Below are 14,704 nucleotides of genomic sequence, written 5' to 3' on the forward strand. Positions count from 1 at the left end.
CGCGCGCGCGCGGCGCGCCAGCCGCGGTTACGGCTCGATGCGGGCCCGACCGGCCCCGGGTTGGCGACGTAGGACAGGCGCGGGCCGCGCTCGAGCGTGCGGGTGCGCCATCCGGCGACCAGGTGCAGGGTGTTGTGGTTGGGCTCATCGTCGACGACGATGATTTCGACCTGGTGCGGATCGAACTGCTGGCGCATCAGCGCGTCCAGGCAGCGGTCGAGCAGGTCCGTGCGGCCACAGGCGGGCACCACCACCGAAACCGCGAGCGTTGCGTCTTCCGTCATGATTCTCTCCGCGTATTCTCGTTGCATGTGCACCGCCACCGCTGCCCAATAAATTCGGCGGACAACGAGACGTGTTGAGTGCGGTTGGAGTCGAGCGGGAACGGACGGGTTCCGTCAGGATCTTGCGGCTTGGAGGTGCATCAATGTTCGGCCCGGATGGGGCCAGCGGAGGGAAGGGGCGGCAGGGCCGCCCCCCGATGGCAGCTTACTGGCGCGAAAAACCGGTGTCGTCGTCCATCTTGCGGTCGCCCGCCAGGCGGTTCGCACCGGCCGGGCTTTTTGGCAGCCCGCCGGCGACGTCGTTCGACTCGTGCACCGGGTTCTTTTCCGCCTTCACGCTCTGGCCCGGCTTCCAGCTCTCGTCCTCGGTGCGCGGGCCGCTGTTGCCTGGGCTGCGCGGCAGGCCGCCGCTCACGTCGTTCGACTTGTGCGGCTCGGCCTTGCCTTCGCTGCCCGCCGGTCCGGTCTGCGAACCGTTGCGGTCGGTGCTCGATTGCCGGTTCTGGTCGTTTTGCTGGTTCATTCCTTGCTCCTTTGCTGGTTCACGGGATGCGGCCCGACCGCCATGCCGGTGCCTTCGACCTTGCCCGCCGCGCTTTGCCGGTTGCCGTAGCCGACTTCGGCGGTCGTGCCCTGGGACTGGTAGGTTCCGGGCGCGACGCCGTGGTGGCGTCCGAGCGAGCCGCCCTGCAGTTCGGGCCGGGCCGCGCTAGGCTGGGCCGGATCGTGGGGATTCATCGCATGCACATCCTGGCTGTGGCCCTGCTGGTTGGCCGGGTGGGCGCGCAGGTCGGTGCCGGAATGCTTGTCGCGGTGGCCGACCGGCTGCTCCAGCAGGCCCCAGGCGCCAGATCGCTGTTCCATTTGACGCTGGTGGCTGTCGGTGATGCCTTGCTGCGGGCCCGAGCCGCCGGTCTGCTGGCTCTGCATCGAGCCGCCCGGCAGGTCGTTCGGGACGGCACCGGGCAGGGTGGTCTCGTAGTCGGCGCGGCCGCCGTCTTCGGCGGCCACTTCCTGCCGGTCCATGTGCGATGGGTCCTGGTCAGGATGCATTTCGTTCTCGCCGCGAATGGTCCCCTGCTGGCCCGGACCCTGCGGATAGGTATGGTCCAAGGGGCCGTCGGTGGTATTGCCCTTGGCGCCGGGTGTCCATTTTTCGTTCGCGCCGTTATTGGTCTGGTTATTGACCTCGCTACGTTGGTTCGCGTCCATATCGACTCCTTTCGCTGTGTCGCTGCGGCGCACGTACGCCGTCTTGTAGCGCCATGATGCGCGCGTTCACGCCAATACAGTATAGGAAGGGGTAGGGGGGCTGTGTAGGACGGATACTGAAGGGCTTGTTGACTACTGGAAGTACATTTTCATTAATGCATTTTCTGTCGCGTGAATTCCTACAAAGTCATCTGAAAGCGTCCTATACCAGCATTCATCAGTGCTACCTAAGATGATTTCGCCGGTCACTCATCGGGCTTCGAGTTTGCCCGGCAACAGCCTGCCGCAGGACGCGGCGGTTCATAAAGCGTACAAGGGAGAAGATCATCATGGCCTCAAGCAATCAAGGTAACAAGCAAGGCAGCAATCAGGGCGGCAACAGCCAGAGCAGCGGCACCCGCAACCGCGGTTTCGCTTCGATGGATCCGGCCCGCCAGCGCGAGATCGCCAGTCAGGGCGGCAAGGCCGCCCACGCCAAGGGTACGGCCCACGAGTTCACCTCGGAAGAAGCCCGCCGTGCCGGTAGCATGAGCCACGGCAACCGTCAGTCGGCCAATGCCGGCTCGGGTGGCCCGTCGCGTGCAGCGTCCGCAAAAGGCGGCCGCAACTCGCAGGGCGGCGGCCGCGGGTCGAAAGAGTGATGTCACGGCTCCCGCCAGGCGGGAGCCAGTGGTAGAACAGATACGGGGAGCGCGAGCTCCCCGTTTTGTTTGTGACACGGCAATGGGATGCGGTAGAATCGCTGCGCCTTTTTCAACCTTTTCCCTAGGAATATCGTCGTGAAACCTGCGGTAATTCGTCAAGTCAAGAGCATGGCCATGTCCTGCGATCGCGTCGGCAACCTGTTGCTGGTCAAGTTTGCCTGCAAGGGCGCCAGCGACGTCCAGCTCTATGTGCCGGCAACCATCGTGTTCTGGCTGCTCAAGCACCTGCCGGTCAATCGTGACCCGAACCTGGTGCCGCCTCCCCCTTGCGCGCCGGTGAGCCAGCAGGACTGGGACCATCCCTACACCCCGCGCGCCGAGTTCGTGCAGTGCAAGGAATTGCCCGGCACGCTGCGCATGAACTTCGCGTCGAACGCCAAGGAAGACCTGACCGTGGTGCTGGACCGCAGCAACGTCGAACTGATGCGTCAGATCATGCTGATGTACAGCAAGGACCTGATCGACCTCGACGCGCAGTAATCGCGCTACGGTAGACCACCGGCGCAGCCGGGCAGGGCACGGCAGCGCCGGGCCCCGTCCGCTCGCCTCACGTGGCGCATCGCTGCACGCATCCCTGCAGTATGATGCGCTTCTCCTGAACGGACAAAGAGGATTCGCCATGCCCATCAAAATCAGCCAGGCCTTCGACTCCGGCGCCATCGAGGTCGTGCGCGCCGACGGCCCCAAGGCAATCGACCTGAACCTGCGCGCGGATTCGCACGCCGACATCCACCAGTGGTTCCACTTCCGCCTGCAGGGCGCGCGCGGCCAGGCCTGCGCCATCCGCTTCCTGAACGCCGGCCAGGCCACCTACCCGAAGGGCTTCGAGGACTACCAGGTCGCCGCCAGCTACGACACCGAGAACTGGTTCCGCGTGCCGACCAGTTTCGACGGCCAGGTGATGACGATCAACCACACGCCGGAACTCGACAGCATCTACTACGCCTACTTCGAGCCCTACACCTGGGAGCGCCACCTGCGCCTGCTGGGCGAAGTGGCGGAGAACCCGATCGCACGCGTGCATGACATCGGCACCACGATCGACGGCCGCGACATGAACCTGGTCGTGATCGGCAACCCGCAGGCGGAAAAGAAGATCTGGGTGATCGCGCGCCAGCATCCGGGCGAGACCATGGCCGAGTGGTTCGTGGAAGGCATGATGGATGCGCTGCTGGACAACGCCAACCCGGTGTCGCGTAAACTGCTGCAGCGCGCCGTGTTCTACATCGTGCCGAACATGAACCCGGACGGCTCGGTGCGCGGCAACCTGCGCACCAATGCGGCCGGCGCCAACCTCAACCGCGAATGGATGACGCCTTCGCTGGAGCGCAGCCCGGAAGTGCTGTGCGTGAAGAACAAGATCCACGAAACGGGCGTCGACATGTTCTTCGACATCCACGGTGACGAAGCGCTGCCGTACAACTTCGTGGCGGGCAGCGAGATGCTGGCCGACTTCACCCCGGAGCGCCTGGACGAGCAGAACGCCTTCATCCAGCGCTACATGGCGGCCAGCCCGGACTTCCAGAACGTCTACGGCTACGCGGCCAGCAAGTACAACGAAGAACTGCTGACCCTGGCCTCGAAGTACATCGGCCACACCTTCAAGTGCCTGTCGCTGACCCTGGAAATGCCTTTCAAGGACAACGCCAACCTGCCCGACCCGCACACCGGCTGGAACGGCGCGCGCAGCGCGGCGCTGGGCGCGGCGATCCTGACGCCGATCCTGCAGACGCTGGACTGAAGGCAGGCCATGGGCGTCGAGATCGAACGCAAGTTCCTGCTCAGCGGCGATGCCTGGCGCCAGCTCGGGGAGCCCGTGCTGCTGCGCCAGGGCTACCTGTGCTCCGACCCGGAGCGCACGGTGCGCGTGCGCATCGAGGGCGAGGAAGGCAGGCTCACCATCAAGACCAAGGGCAGCGGCGTGCGCCGCGGCGAGTGGGAGTATCCGATTCCTCTGCCCGAGGCGCAGGAGCTGCTCGACACCCTGTGCGAGCGCCCGCTGGTCGAAAAATACCGGCGCCGCATCGAGCACGCCGGCTTCACCTGGGAAGTCGACGAATTCCTGGGCGAGAACGCCGGCCTGGTGGTGGCCGAGATCGAGCTGCCGTCCGAGGACACCGTGTTCGCCAGGCCCGACTGGATCGGCCAGGAGGTCAGCGGCGACAAGCGCTACTACAACTCCAGCCTGATCCGTTTCCCCTATTCACAGTGGACTCATCCATGATTCGTGTTTCACGTCGCGGCGTGCTCGCCTTGGGCCTCGCCGCGCTGCTGCCGGCGCTCGCCGCTTGCGCCGCAACAGCAACAAACTCCGCAAGCGCAAGCTATTTCCCGCCCGCCGGCGAGTGGGCCCGCAAGTCGCCCGCCGAGCTCGGCATCGACGCCAAGGCCCTGGCCGCCGCGGTGCAGTTCGCGCAGTCGCGCGAGACCACCCGCGCGGTGGATTTCTCGGACCAGGAAGCCACCTTCGGGACGCGCCTGGGCTCGATGCCGACCGAGCGCGCCCGCACCAACGGGCTGGTGATCTACAAAGGCTATGTGGTGGCCGAGTTCGGCGACACCAATTTTGTGGACCCGACCTATTCGGTGGCCAAGAGCATGCTGGCAACGGTTGCCGGCGTGGCCGTGCGCGACGGCCGCATCGCGGTCGACGAACCCGTGGGCAAGCGCGTGGTCGACGGCGGCTATGCCTCGAGCCGCAATGCGCAAGTCACCTGGAAGCAGCACCTGCAGCAGGAAACCGAGTGGGAGGGCAGCCTGTGGGGCAAGAACGCCGACTTCGTCGGCAAGGATGCCTTCGGCGCCGGCGAGCGCAAGCCGCGCGCGCTGCAGGCCCCGGGCAGCTTCTACGAGTACAACGACGTGCGCATCAACCGCTTCGCCTTGTCGCTGCTGCGCGTGTTCGACGGGTCGGTGCCGCAGGTGTTCAAGCAGCAGGTAATGGACCCGATCGGCGCCTCCAACAGCTGGAAGTGGGTGCCCTACCATAACAGCTATGTCGAACTGAACGGCAAGCAAGTAGCTTCCGTCAGCGGCGGTACGCGCTGGGGCGGCGGCATGTGGATCAATTCCTGGGACATGGCGCGCTTCGGCTACCTGTGGCTGCGCGGCGGCGAGTGGCAGGGCAAGCAGGTGCTGCCGGCGTCCTACGTGAAGGAAGCGCTCACGCCAAGCGCGCATGGTCCGGATTACGGCTACCTGTGGTGGCTGAACACCAAGGGCAAGAACCTGCCGGGCCTGCCGGCGAATGCCTATGCCGCACTGGGCGCGGGCAGCAATACCATCGTCGTGTCGCCCGACCACGACCTGGTGATCGTGTGGCGCTGGCACGCCGGCAACCCGGCCGACTTCGCCAGCAAGGTCATCGCCAGCCTGCCGCGCTGATCCCTTCGCCGGCCTGCGCCCGCAGGCCGGCCGGCCTTGCCGCCATCACGGCCGGCGCTGCTGCGCGAACCACTCGAACAGCCCGGCCTCGCCGTAGGCATGCACCCATGCCTCGATGTGGCCGGCTTCCGGCAGCACCGTGTACTTCACGTTGCCGCCCTGGGCCTTGAGCGCCTCCACCATGCGCGCCGATTCCTGCTCCGGCACCGCGTCGTCCTTCAGCCCATGGAAGGCCCAGACCGGAATGTCCTTCAGCCGCCCGGCCAGGCGCGGTATGCCGCCGCCGCAGATCGGAGCGACCGCGGCGAAGTAGTCCGGATAGCGCGAGGCAAAATCCCAGGCGCCGTAGCCGCCCATGCTGATACCGGTCAGGTAGACCCGCTTGGGGTCGACGTTGTAGCGCTTGAGGACGTCGTCGAGCATCGACTTCAGACGGTAGGAATCCCACCATTCGCCTTCCGCCACCTGCGGCGAGACGACCATGAAGGGGAAGTCCGGGTCCTTCTCGACGATGGCCGGCGGGCCCCAGGCTTTTACCTTGTTCAGGTCGTTACCGCGTTCTCCGGAACCGTGCAGGAAGACGATCAGCGGGACTTTGTCGCCTTTGCTCGAATACGACTTCGGCAGGAAGCTGAGGTAGTTGAATGTGGACTTGATGCTGGTGCTGCGCGCTTGCTGCGGGGATTTCGCCGGGGCGGCGAGGGCGAGGCTGGCGGTGCAGAGGGCGAGGGTGGCGAGGGCGAGGCGGACGGCGGGGCGCGGCATCGAGGAAGTCTCCGTATGGTTATTGTTCAGCAGAATGCTGAGACTCTAGCATGACGGAGCAGCATGGGGGCGGCCGCGCCGCCCCCATGAAAGCACATGAACCGGCTTAGTGGAAGTGCTCGCTCCCCGGCGGCGTATCTTCCGGCATCTCGGCATGCACCAGTTCGCCCGTCGGGTCGGCGAACAGCGGGCCGCCGCAGTCGTCGCAGTATTCGGCGGGGTAGCGCTCGTTGATGCGCTTGATGTGGGCGATGCCGGCCTCGTTCAGGTGGGCCACGATCTCGTTGATCGGGGTCAGCGGGGCAGGGCCGGTGGCGAACGGGCCTTCCATCGGGGTACCGTTCTCGTCCTCCTGGCCGTACAGCGGCCAGACGATGCCGTACATGACGTCGCTGTCCTGGCGCATGGTGAAGGAAACGCGGTATTCGTCGATCTGGATGTCGGCCGACTCCTCGCCGAAGCCGGCGACCACGGCGCGCAGGTCCGAAGGCTCCACGCCCAGCGTATGGGTCAGGTAGTGGACGGCGGCGCGGATCGAGATCGGGCGGATCAGCTTGTCGGCTTCGCGGCAGGCCACGTAATAGGCTTCCGGCAGCAGCAGCTCGACGCCGCAGCCCGGCAGCAGGCGCGCGATGTTGGCCGTGCCCTGGGCACGCCATTGTTCCAGCGCGCGGTTGCGCTCCTCGGCGAAACCGATGTGGTGTTGCGGCTCCTGCCAGCGGAACATCGGCGCGCCCTGCGGTGCGACGATCGCCACCAGCAGGTAGCGGGTGTCGGCCAGGAAGGGCGCGGTTTCTTCCACGCGCGCGGCCGGCTTGACCGTGCCGCCCTTGTGCGCCGCGGCCGCCAGCTTGTGCGTCAGCGCATAGGTCTCGGCATGGGTACGCGGCAGCTGGTCGATCGAGTACAGCGTGGGCGCCATCGCGATGCGGGTGCCTTCGGCCAGCAGGTGGGCCGAGAAGTGCGCCTGCAGCGTGCTCAGCATCTCGGCCGGGATATTGCCCGAGGCGATGTTGAAGCGGGTCCAGGCGAGCACCGGCGCGGCCACCAGCAGGGCCTGCCAGGTGACGTCGCCGCCGTCCTGCTGCTCGACCATGCTGGCCGATTCGCTCACGGCCTCGACCGCATCCATCAGCACGTCGTAGGAGGCGAGATCGTCCTTGAACAGGGCGTTCAGCGCGGCATCGATGCTTTCCTGGTGGTTGGTCTTGAGCAGCTTCTGCAGTTGCGTGTCCAGTTGGTGCTCCCAGGTCCGTTCTTCAACGCGGCTGGCGGCCTGCATGATGGCTTGCGCAATGCTGACGAGACGCTGGCTTTCGGCGGAGAGTTTAGGGGTTGAATCTTTGGAAGGACGACGCATGGCGCTAGGGGTCTCTCTTTTCAAATAATGGTCAAGGTCATGATAAACCCATATCTCCGGTATTGTAGTTGATTCGGCCACATGCCATGAACACAAGGCCTGTCGGGGAAAGGAAACGCACTGCTTGCAAAAATCTCAAATGGAAAGGATAATGCGAATCGTTCTCATTAACGTTTGCTTTAAGGCCTGGTGCCTTCCTTGACCAAAAAATAACATGACCACGATCACTTCGCAGGCAAGCAACACCTTCATCAAGAGCAAGAAACACTCCCGTCCTTCCGCTCCCGTCATGTCGGCTCCGGCACTCGCCGTGCTCGCCACGCTGGCCATGCCGCTGGCCGTGCACGCCAGCCCGGAGGCTGCCCCGGAACTGGCGGCGGACGCCACCCTGCCGAAGGTCCTGGTGACCGGCGGCCACGACCGCGCCGTGCAGGGCCCGGTAAAATCCAGCTCGGACAAGTTCACCGCGCCGCTGCTCGACACCCCGAAGTCGGTCACCGTCGTGACCTCGGAAACCATTTCGCAGACCGGCGCCGTGTCGCTTACCGACGCGCTGCGCACCGTCCCGGGCATCACCATCGGCGCTTCCGAAGGTGGCAACCCGGTGGGCGACAACCTGTTCATCCGCGGCTACAACGCCCAGACCGACACCTATATCGACGGCGTGCGCGATTCCGGCTCGCAGTCGCGCGAGATCTTCGCGATCGAGCAGGTCGAAGTGGTCAAGGGCCCGAACTCGGCGCTGGGCGGGCGTTCCTCGGCCGGCGGCGGCATCAACATCGTCACCAAGACCGCCAAGGACAGCAACTTCAGCAACGCCACTGTGGGCCTGGGCAGCGACAAGTACGGCCGCGCCACCGCCGACATCAACCGCGTGATCGGCGAGAACACCGGTTTCCGCCTGAACGCCATGGTCCACAATAACGACGTCGCCGGCCGCGACGTCGTGGGCGGCGAGCGCTGGGGCATCGCGCCCACCGTCACCTTCGGCCTGAATGGCCCGACCCGCGCGATCCTGAGCTACTACCACATGCAGAGCAGCGAGATCCAGGATACCGGCATCCCGTTCAACAACCCGGTCAGCAGCGGCCCGGACGTCGCCAAGAACGGCGGCGGCACCCCGTTCACGGTGGACCGCGAAGCCTTCTACGGCCTCAAGAACCGCGATTTCCGCGACACCGAGACCGACGTCGCCACCGTCGACCTGCGCCACGAATTCAGCCCGAACCTGGCCATCCGCAACGTCACCCGCTGGGGCAAGACCGGCCAGGACTACGTCTACACCCAGCCGGACGACTCGAAGGGCAACACCGTCCGCTACGGGACCGTCTGGCGCCGCGCCAACACCCGCCTGGTCGACACCCGCACCCTGGCCAATGCGACCAGCCTGACCGGCAGCCTGCAGACCGCCGGCATCAAGCACAGCTTCAACGTCGGCGTCGAGTTCTCGCGCGAGAACACCGACCGCGGCACCTATGTGTTCACCCCGGGCACCAACAACCCGCTGACCAATACCTCGACCTGTCCGACCGCGGGCGCCGCCACCCTGTACAACTGCACCACCCTGGTCAACCCGAACCCCTATGACCCGTGGCTCTACACCCGCAGCGTGTCGCCGGCCAGGACCGACGTCGTCACCCGCACCCGCGCCGTGTACGGCTTCGACACCATCGAGTTCAGCCCGCAGTGGCTGCTGAACCTGGGCGCGCGCTGGGACGACTTCTCGAGCTCCCTCTATACCTCGCCGGCCACCGCGGGCGGCGCGGCCACCCGTGCCCGCGTCGAATCGAGCTTCGATACCTACCAGGCCGGCCTGGTGTACAAGCCGAAGGCGAACGGCAGCGTCTACGTGTCGTGGGCGACCTCGGCCACCCCGCCGGGCAATGACGGCGGCGACGGCCTCGATGCCCTGAGCGTGGCGGTCCAGAACCTGCAGCCGCAGACCAGCCGCAGCATCGAGCTGGGCACCAAGTGGGAAGTGCTGCCGGGCGGACGCCTGTCGGTCAGCGCCGCGGTGTTCAAGAACGACATGGACAATGCCCGCGTCACCGCACCGGACGGCACCAGCCAGAACGTGGGTCGCAAGGAGATGAAGGGCGTCGAGTTCGGCCTGTCGGGCCGCATCACCAACGCCTGGACCGTGTTCGGCGGCTACACCTACCTGGACGGTATCGTCGCCGACAACGGCTTCGCCAACACCGGCACGACTGCGAACCCGGTCTGGACGCCGTCGCCCTTCAACGGCAACGCCTTCCCGACCACGCCGAAGCACAGCGCCTCGCTGTGGACCACCTATGCGGTGAGCCGCGCCCTGACGATCGGCGGCGGCGCCAACTTCGTGGACCGCCAGTTCGCCAACGTGAACAACACCAAGTATTCGCCGAGCTATACCCGCTTCGACGCGATGGCGACCTACGTCTTGAGCCCGAACGTGTCCTTCCAGCTGAACATCCAGAACCTGACGGACAAGCTGTACTTCGACCGCGTCTCGTCGCCGCACTACGCCGGCGTGGGCCCGGGCCGCTCGGCCACCCTGACGGCCAACCTCAAGTTCTGATACCGGGCAACACCACCCCCGCCGGGCAACCGGACTTCGCCCTCCTGATATGATCGGGAGGGCTTTTTTCTTTTGACGAGGATTCGAACCATGATGCTCCACATCCCGGGCGTGCTCCAGCGCGAACAGGTCGCCGCCATCCGCGCCCGCTTGCACGGGGCGCCGGAATGGGTGGACGGACGGGAAAGCGTCGGCTCGCAGGGCGCCCAGGTCAAGCGCAACCGCCAGCTCAAGGAAGGCTCGCCCTTGGCGGTGGAGCTGGGGCAGCTGGTGAGCCAGGCGCTCATGAACAATCCGCTGTTCTTTTCAAGCGTGCTGCCCTTGCGGATCCTGGCGCCTTACTTCAACGCCTACGGCGGGGGAGAGCACTACGGACTGCACGTGGACGGGGCGATCCGGCCCCAGCGCGGCGGCTTGCCGCCGCTGCGCGCGGACGTGTCGACCACGGTGTTCCTGAGCGACCCGGACGATTACGAGGGCGGCGAGCTGGTGGTGGTCGATGCCTACGGCACGCATGAAGTGAAGCTGCCGGCGGGCGACGCCATCGTGTATCCGTCAGGGAGCGTGCACCAGGTGCTGCCGGTGACGCACGGGGAGCGGGTGGCGTCCTTCCTCTGGACCCAGAGCATGGTGCGCGACGACGCGAAGCGGGCCATGCTGTTCGAACTGGACACCAACATCCAGAAGCTGCGGGCGGCGCATGGCGAGACCGAGGCCGTCGTCGGCATCACGGGGCACTATCACAACCTGCTCCGGATGTGGGCGGAGATGTAGGGATAGCCGGAATCCATGAGGATTCCGGCTTGATCATCTCAGGATGTCACTCGTCAAAGTACTTTTCTGCCGGTGAACAGGCGAATCAGGATGATGACGGCGGCGGCGACGAGAAGAAGGTGAACCAGTCCGCCGGCTACCGAAGTAACCATGCCGAGCACCCACAGAACGAGAAGGATGATTGCAATGGTATAGAGCATGTTGGCCTCCGCTTGGAATGAGGGGGCAGACCTGCGTGCTGTCTGCTTTCCCGATAAGCCATCATCCTCCTGCTCGCCTGTTCTCTCGGTGCGTGGACGAACAGAACGCTTACTTCAATAAATTTCTTCTCAAGCGTGCCGGCCTGCGATGGTCGCGAGCAGTTCTTCCGCCACGACAGGCTTGACCAGGGGGGCAGCGAAGCCGGCCTGCAGCGACATGCGGCGATCCTGTTCCTGGCCGTAGCCACTGACGGCGACAAGCAATGCGCCGGCGCTGCGCGCCTGCTGCCGCAGGGTCTGGGCCAGCTCGTGCCCGCTCATGTCCGGCAAGCCGATATCGAGCAGGATGACGTCGAAGTCCTCGCGCCCGGCCGCCGCCAGCCCGGCCTGCGCCGAATGCTCGGTCGTGACCACGTGCCCGGCGCTCTGGAGCAGCAGGGCGAGGGTGTTGGCGGCGTCGACGTTGTCGTCCACGACCAGGATGCGGCGGGACTGCCCGGTGGCCGAGCCTGCTGCAATCGCGGTGGCGGTCGCGCTGGCGGTGCCTTGAGCGGCCGGCAGCAGCGGCAGGCGAACGATGAAGGTGCTGCCCTGGTCGGCGCCGCCGCTGCGGGCCTCGACCGCGCCGCCGTGCAGCTCGACCAGCTTCTTCACCAGCGCCAGGCCGAGGCCAAGCCCGCCCTGCGCACGGTCGGGCGTGCGCTGCCCCTGGGTGAACAGGTCGAACACGACCGGCAGCAGCTCCGGCCCGATGCCGATCCCGTTGTCCTGCACCTCGAGGACCGCGCTCCCCTCGTGCCGGTGCAGCGCGACGCGCAGCTGGCCGCCCTCGGGCGTGTATTTGGCGGCATTGCTGAGCAGGTTGGCAGCGACCTGGATCAGGCGGGTGCGGTCGCCGCTGACCAGCAGCGGGTCGGGTGAACCGTCCAGCGTCAGGCGGTGCCCGCGGGCGTTGATCACCGGTGTGACCTGCTCGACCGCTTCGCGCAGCACGTCGCCGAGCTCCACCACGGCCTTGTCGATCGTGGCCAAGCCGCGCGTGACGCGCGACACGTCCAGCAGGTCGTCGACCAGGTGGGTCATGTGGGTCACCTGGCGGGAGATGACTTCGCTCGCCTGCCTGACCCGGGGTTCGTTAGCGAACAGCATGCGCAGGAGCTGGGCGGCGCTGCTGATCGGCGCGAGCGGATTGCGCAGTTCGTGCGCCAGCATGGCCAGGAATTCGTCCTTGCGCCGGTGCTCCTGCTGCAGGTGCTCCTGCTGTTCGTGGAGGCGGTCGAGCATCTGGTTGATCGAGCGCGCCAGGGTGACCGTTTCGCTGCTGCCGGCCAGTTCGGCGCGGTGCTCGGTGATGCCTTCTTCGCCGAACCTGCCGGCGAAGCGCTCGAGCTTGCGCAAGTCCTGGGTCAGGCCGAGGGACAGGCGCGAGCCCAGCAGGAACACCCCGAGGGCGATCAGCGCGGCGATGCCGCCGATCAGGCCGTACTGGGACGAGGACTCCTCCAGAATGTCGTCGAGCCCGGAGGCGTCCACGCGCAGCTTCAGCCCCAGGTGCGCAAGCTGGTCCGGCACCGTCACCGGCACCTCCAGGATGTGCTCCGCCGGCGCCGCCGCGGCCAGGCCCTTCCAGGTCAAGGCCGACGACGGGTTCGGGTGCAGGTCCTGCATCCTGACCTTGTAGACCAGGGCGCCCTCGGGGGTATTGGTGCGCGAGTAGCGCAGCAGGCTGACGCCGACCAGCTCCGCGCCTTGCGGCTGCACGAAGATGGCCGCCTGGTCCACGCCGCGGTCGATGCGGTCGCGCAGCCAGGCCAGTTGCTCCTGGTCGAAGCGCTCGAGGCCATTGCCGGCCACCATCTTGCCTTTGAAATCGGTGAACATGACCTGGACCGGGATGCCCGCGATCTGGCGCAGGCCGCCGAGGAAGGGCGCCAGGTAGGTTTCCTTGCCCGCGCTGTCGACCAGGCCGGTCGCCAGGATCGGGCTGTCCGCCACTTCGCCCATGCGCGTGACCAGGGTCCTGAGGGTATTGCCGACGCTTCTGGCGTTGAACGCCGCCTCGCGCTGCTGCAGCAGCGCGACCGCGGCATCATGCTGGCGATTGACCAGCCAGAACGAGGCTGCCGCCACCATCAGCACGGCCACGCCGGCCAGGATCGCGGAGGCGAAGGCAAAACGCTGCGTCAGGCTCGCAGTGCGGGACGTCGACCACAGCGCCATCATCAGTCGTCGGTCGGCACGATCACGCCGTCCGCACGGTAGCGCGCGATCAGGAGTTCGCGCGCGCCCAGCGCCTCATGGCGGGTCGGGGTGAAAGCCGGGGCGTAGTTCTTCACCAGGCCGCGATAGGGGCGCAGCTTTTCCAGGGCATCGCGCACGGCCTTCCTGTCGGTGCTTCCGGCCTGGTCGATCGCCTTGGCCAGGATGTGCATCAGGTCGTAGGCGTGGGCCACGCCCACCGGCCCCTGGATGTCCTCGATCCTGCGCACCTTCGACACGATGGCAGCGTTGTGCATGAAGCGCTCGAGCTGCTTCGGGTCGGCCTTGAAGAAGGAAAAAGTCTGGATAACGGAAAAGTCCACGAGGTTCAGGGCAGGGCCGGCCTGCCGCACGAACTCGCCCCCGGTGACGCCCCAGTGGCTCAGGATCGGCACGCGCTCGGACTTGGGCAGCGCGGCCACTTCGCGCACCAGCACGGCCGCCTCGTCGTCGTTGGCGACTAGCACGACCACCTGGGCGCCGGCGCTGCGCAGGGCGTTGTACTTGGCCACCAGGGTCTGGTCGCGCCAGTTGTACCAGGCGGTCTGCACGATCGCGATGTCCTTGTTTGCTTCGGCAAACTTTTCGGCGGCGGCCAGGTTGCTCCGTCCCCAGGAGGTGTTGGTCAGCAGCAGCCCGACCTTGCGCAAGCCGCGCTTGTGGGCCGTCTGCAGCAGCTTGGGCATGGCCAGGCTGTCGCGCAGCGACAGGCGGTACACGTAATTCGGCTTCATGCCGTTGTCGATGATTCCGTCGGCCGAGGACCATGTCGCCATGAACAGGGTCTTGGTCGCTTTCAGGGTCGGCAATTCTTCGATGATGACGGGACTGAAGCGGCCGCCGAACACGGCGACCAGGTCGGGCATGCGGGCGAATTCCTCGATATTGCGGATGCCGCGCGCCGGGATCGAGCGGTGATCCTTGGTGACCAGCTCGATCGGCCTGCCTTTCAATACGCCGCCGGCGCGGTTGATCTCGGCAATGGCGGTGCGCATGCCCAGCTCGACGGCCTGGGCCGAGGTGCTGTTGTCCAGCCCGAATTCGGCATCGAGGCCGACACGCACCGGCTGCGGCTGCGCGCCCGCGCTCGCGCAGAGGAAGCTCAAGACGAAGAGGGCGACAGTGGCGATCTTGCCGGGGAAAGCCTTGCTCGAGAGAAAAACGATGGGGTTCGGCATATTGAAGCGAAAAAATTCGGTTCAGCA

General features: G+C 66.2%; 14 protein-coding genes and 1 pseudogene. 7 read left to right on the top strand and 8 right to left on the bottom strand.

Going from position 1 to position 14,704, the window contains the following annotated elements; translation table 11 throughout:
* Window positions 1–65: 65 nt before the first annotated feature.
* From ACK6C6_RS05240 to ACK6C6_RS05250, 3 genes and pseudogenes are all read right to left on the bottom strand, one after another.
* Window positions 66–311, bottom strand: a pseudogene (locus ACK6C6_RS05240) (glycosyltransferase); the annotation flags it as partial.
* 178 nt (window positions 312–489) lie between these two features.
* The gene (locus ACK6C6_RS05245; RefSeq protein ID WP_209589029.1) at window positions 490–807 is read right to left on the bottom strand and encodes a hypothetical protein; all 318 of its coding nucleotides are present in this window, start codon (window positions 805–807) and stop codon (window positions 490–492) included.
* Window positions 804–1,496 (bottom strand): hypothetical protein, encoded by a 693-nt coding sequence (locus tag ACK6C6_RS05250; protein ID WP_409266252.1) that lies wholly within the window; start codon window positions 1,494–1,496, stop codon window positions 804–806. Before ACK6C6_RS05250 ends, ACK6C6_RS05245 begins: the two co-directional genes overlap by 4 nt.
* Before the next feature lie 329 nt (window positions 1,497–1,825).
* Here ACK6C6_RS05250 and ACK6C6_RS05255 point away from each other — a divergent pair, with 329 nt between their 5' ends.
* The 5 genes from ACK6C6_RS05255 (at window position 1,826) to ACK6C6_RS05275 (ending at window position 5,584) form a co-directional block, all read left to right on the top strand.
* Complete coding sequence (locus ACK6C6_RS05255; RefSeq protein ID WP_036206582.1) at window positions 1,826–2,137, top strand: KGG domain-containing protein; 312 nt, start codon at window positions 1,826–1,828, stop codon at window positions 2,135–2,137.
* A gap of 177 nt (window positions 2,138–2,314) precedes the next feature.
* Window positions 2,315–2,680 carry a hypothetical protein gene (locus tag ACK6C6_RS05260; RefSeq protein ID WP_051996052.1) on the top strand — a complete coding sequence of 122 codons (366 nt, stop codon included), beginning with the start codon at window positions 2,315–2,317 and terminating at the stop codon, window positions 2,678–2,680.
* Window positions 2,681–2,819: 139 nt separating this feature from the next.
* Window positions 2,820–3,941, top strand: coding sequence for a M14-type cytosolic carboxypeptidase (locus ACK6C6_RS05265; RefSeq protein ID WP_409266253.1), 1,122 nt, complete (start codon window positions 2,820–2,822; stop codon window positions 3,939–3,941).
* A 9-nt stretch (window positions 3,942–3,950) separates the two neighbouring features.
* Window positions 3,951–4,424 (top strand): CYTH domain-containing protein, encoded by a 474-nt coding sequence (locus tag ACK6C6_RS05270; RefSeq protein ID WP_409266254.1) that lies wholly within the window; start codon window positions 3,951–3,953, stop codon window positions 4,422–4,424.
* Window positions 4,421–5,584, top strand: coding sequence for a serine hydrolase domain-containing protein (locus ACK6C6_RS05275; protein WP_409266255.1), 1,164 nt, complete (start codon window positions 4,421–4,423; stop codon window positions 5,582–5,584). The genes ACK6C6_RS05270 and ACK6C6_RS05275 overlap by 4 nt, the downstream gene beginning before the upstream one ends.
* 45 nt (window positions 5,585–5,629) lie before the next feature.
* Here the strand turns inward: ACK6C6_RS05275 and ACK6C6_RS05280 are convergent, their stop codons facing one another.
* Both ACK6C6_RS05280 and ACK6C6_RS05285 read right to left on the bottom strand, forming a co-directional pair.
* Window positions 5,630–6,349, bottom strand: a complete 720-nt coding sequence (locus ACK6C6_RS05280) for a prolyl oligopeptidase family serine peptidase (RefSeq protein WP_209589034.1) — start codon at window positions 6,347–6,349, stop codon at window positions 5,630–5,632.
* A 106-nt stretch (window positions 6,350–6,455) separates the two neighbouring features.
* Window positions 6,456–7,709 (bottom strand): DUF2863 family protein, encoded by a 1,254-nt coding sequence (locus ACK6C6_RS05285; protein WP_409266258.1) that lies wholly within the window; start codon window positions 7,707–7,709, stop codon window positions 6,456–6,458.
* Between the two features lie 214 nt (window positions 7,710–7,923).
* Here ACK6C6_RS05285 and ACK6C6_RS05290 point away from each other — a divergent pair, with 214 nt between their 5' ends.
* Window positions 7,924–10,266, top strand: coding sequence for a TonB-dependent receptor (locus ACK6C6_RS05290; RefSeq protein ID WP_409266259.1), 2,343 nt, complete (start codon window positions 7,924–7,926; stop codon window positions 10,264–10,266).
* Window positions 10,267–10,356: 90 nt separating this feature from the next.
* Window positions 10,357–11,040: a Fe2+-dependent dioxygenase gene (locus ACK6C6_RS05295; RefSeq protein WP_409266261.1), complete on the top strand. Its 684-nt coding sequence runs from the start codon at window positions 10,357–10,359 to the stop codon at window positions 11,038–11,040.
* Window positions 11,041–11,093: 53 nt separating this feature from the next.
* On the opposite strand, the gene ACK6C6_RS05300 is transcribed toward ACK6C6_RS05295, so the two are convergent.
* From ACK6C6_RS05300 to ACK6C6_RS05310, 3 genes are all read right to left on the bottom strand, one after another.
* Window positions 11,094–11,240 carry a lmo0937 family membrane protein gene (locus ACK6C6_RS05300; protein WP_152570815.1) on the bottom strand — a complete coding sequence of 49 codons (147 nt, stop codon included), beginning with the start codon at window positions 11,238–11,240 and terminating at the stop codon, window positions 11,094–11,096.
* A 129-nt stretch (window positions 11,241–11,369) separates the two neighbouring features.
* Window positions 11,370–13,463 (bottom strand): ATP-binding protein, encoded by a 2,094-nt coding sequence (locus tag ACK6C6_RS05305; RefSeq protein ID WP_409266263.1) that lies wholly within the window; start codon window positions 13,461–13,463, stop codon window positions 11,370–11,372.
* Entirely contained in the window at window positions 13,463–14,677 is a 1,215-nt protein-coding gene (locus tag ACK6C6_RS05310; RefSeq protein WP_409266265.1) for an ABC transporter substrate-binding protein, read from the bottom strand. Before ACK6C6_RS05310 ends, ACK6C6_RS05305 begins: the two co-directional genes overlap by 1 nt.
* Window positions 14,678–14,704: the final 27 nt, after the last annotated feature.

The organism is Massilia sp. BHUDP2 (genome assembly GCF_046236355.1).
GTDB lineage: Bacteria > Pseudomonadota > Gammaproteobacteria > Burkholderiales > Burkholderiaceae_D > Telluria > Telluria varians.

What these genes read in the sequence shown, in the direction of transcription:
- ACK6C6_RS05310 (WP_409266265.1), bottom strand. Translation starts at nt 14,677, where the DNA reads ATGCCGAACCCCATCGTTTTTCTCTCGAGCAAGGCTTTCCCCGGCAAG.
- ACK6C6_RS05270 (WP_409266254.1), top strand. Translation starts at nt 3,951, where the DNA reads ATGGGCGTCGAGATCGAACGCAAGTTCCTGCTCAGCGGCGATGCCTGG.
- ACK6C6_RS05290 (WP_409266259.1), top strand. Translation starts at nt 7,924, where the DNA reads ATGACCACGATCACTTCGCAGGCAAGCAACACCTTCATCAAGAGCAAG.
- ACK6C6_RS05295 (WP_409266261.1), top strand. Translation starts at nt 10,357, where the DNA reads ATGATGCTCCACATCCCGGGCGTGCTCCAGCGCGAACAGGTCGCCGCC.
- ACK6C6_RS05250 (WP_409266252.1), bottom strand. Translation starts at nt 1,496, where the DNA reads ATGGACGCGAACCAACGTAGCGAGGTCAATAACCAGACCAATAACGGC.
- ACK6C6_RS05300 (WP_152570815.1), bottom strand. Translation starts at nt 11,240, where the DNA reads ATGCTCTATACCATTGCAATCATCCTTCTCGTTCTGTGGGTGCTCGGC.
- ACK6C6_RS05285 (WP_409266258.1), bottom strand. Translation starts at nt 7,709, where the DNA reads ATGCGTCGTCCTTCCAAAGATTCAACCCCTAAACTCTCCGCCGAAAGC.
- ACK6C6_RS05280 (WP_209589034.1), bottom strand. Translation starts at nt 6,349, where the DNA reads ATGCCGCGCCCCGCCGTCCGCCTCGCCCTCGCCACCCTCGCCCTCTGC.
- ACK6C6_RS05260 (WP_051996052.1), top strand. Translation starts at nt 2,315, where the DNA reads ATGTCCTGCGATCGCGTCGGCAACCTGTTGCTGGTCAAGTTTGCCTGC.
- ACK6C6_RS05255 (WP_036206582.1), top strand. Translation starts at nt 1,826, where the DNA reads ATGGCCTCAAGCAATCAAGGTAACAAGCAAGGCAGCAATCAGGGCGGC.
- ACK6C6_RS05275 (WP_409266255.1), top strand. Translation starts at nt 4,421, where the DNA reads ATGATTCGTGTTTCACGTCGCGGCGTGCTCGCCTTGGGCCTCGCCGCG.
- ACK6C6_RS05245 (WP_209589029.1), bottom strand. Translation starts at nt 807, where the DNA reads ATGAACCAGCAAAACGACCAGAACCGGCAATCGAGCACCGACCGCAAC.
- ACK6C6_RS05305 (WP_409266263.1), bottom strand. Translation starts at nt 13,463, where the DNA reads ATGATGGCGCTGTGGTCGACGTCCCGCACTGCGAGCCTGACGCAGCGT.
- ACK6C6_RS05265 (WP_409266253.1), top strand. Translation starts at nt 2,820, where the DNA reads ATGCCCATCAAAATCAGCCAGGCCTTCGACTCCGGCGCCATCGAGGTC.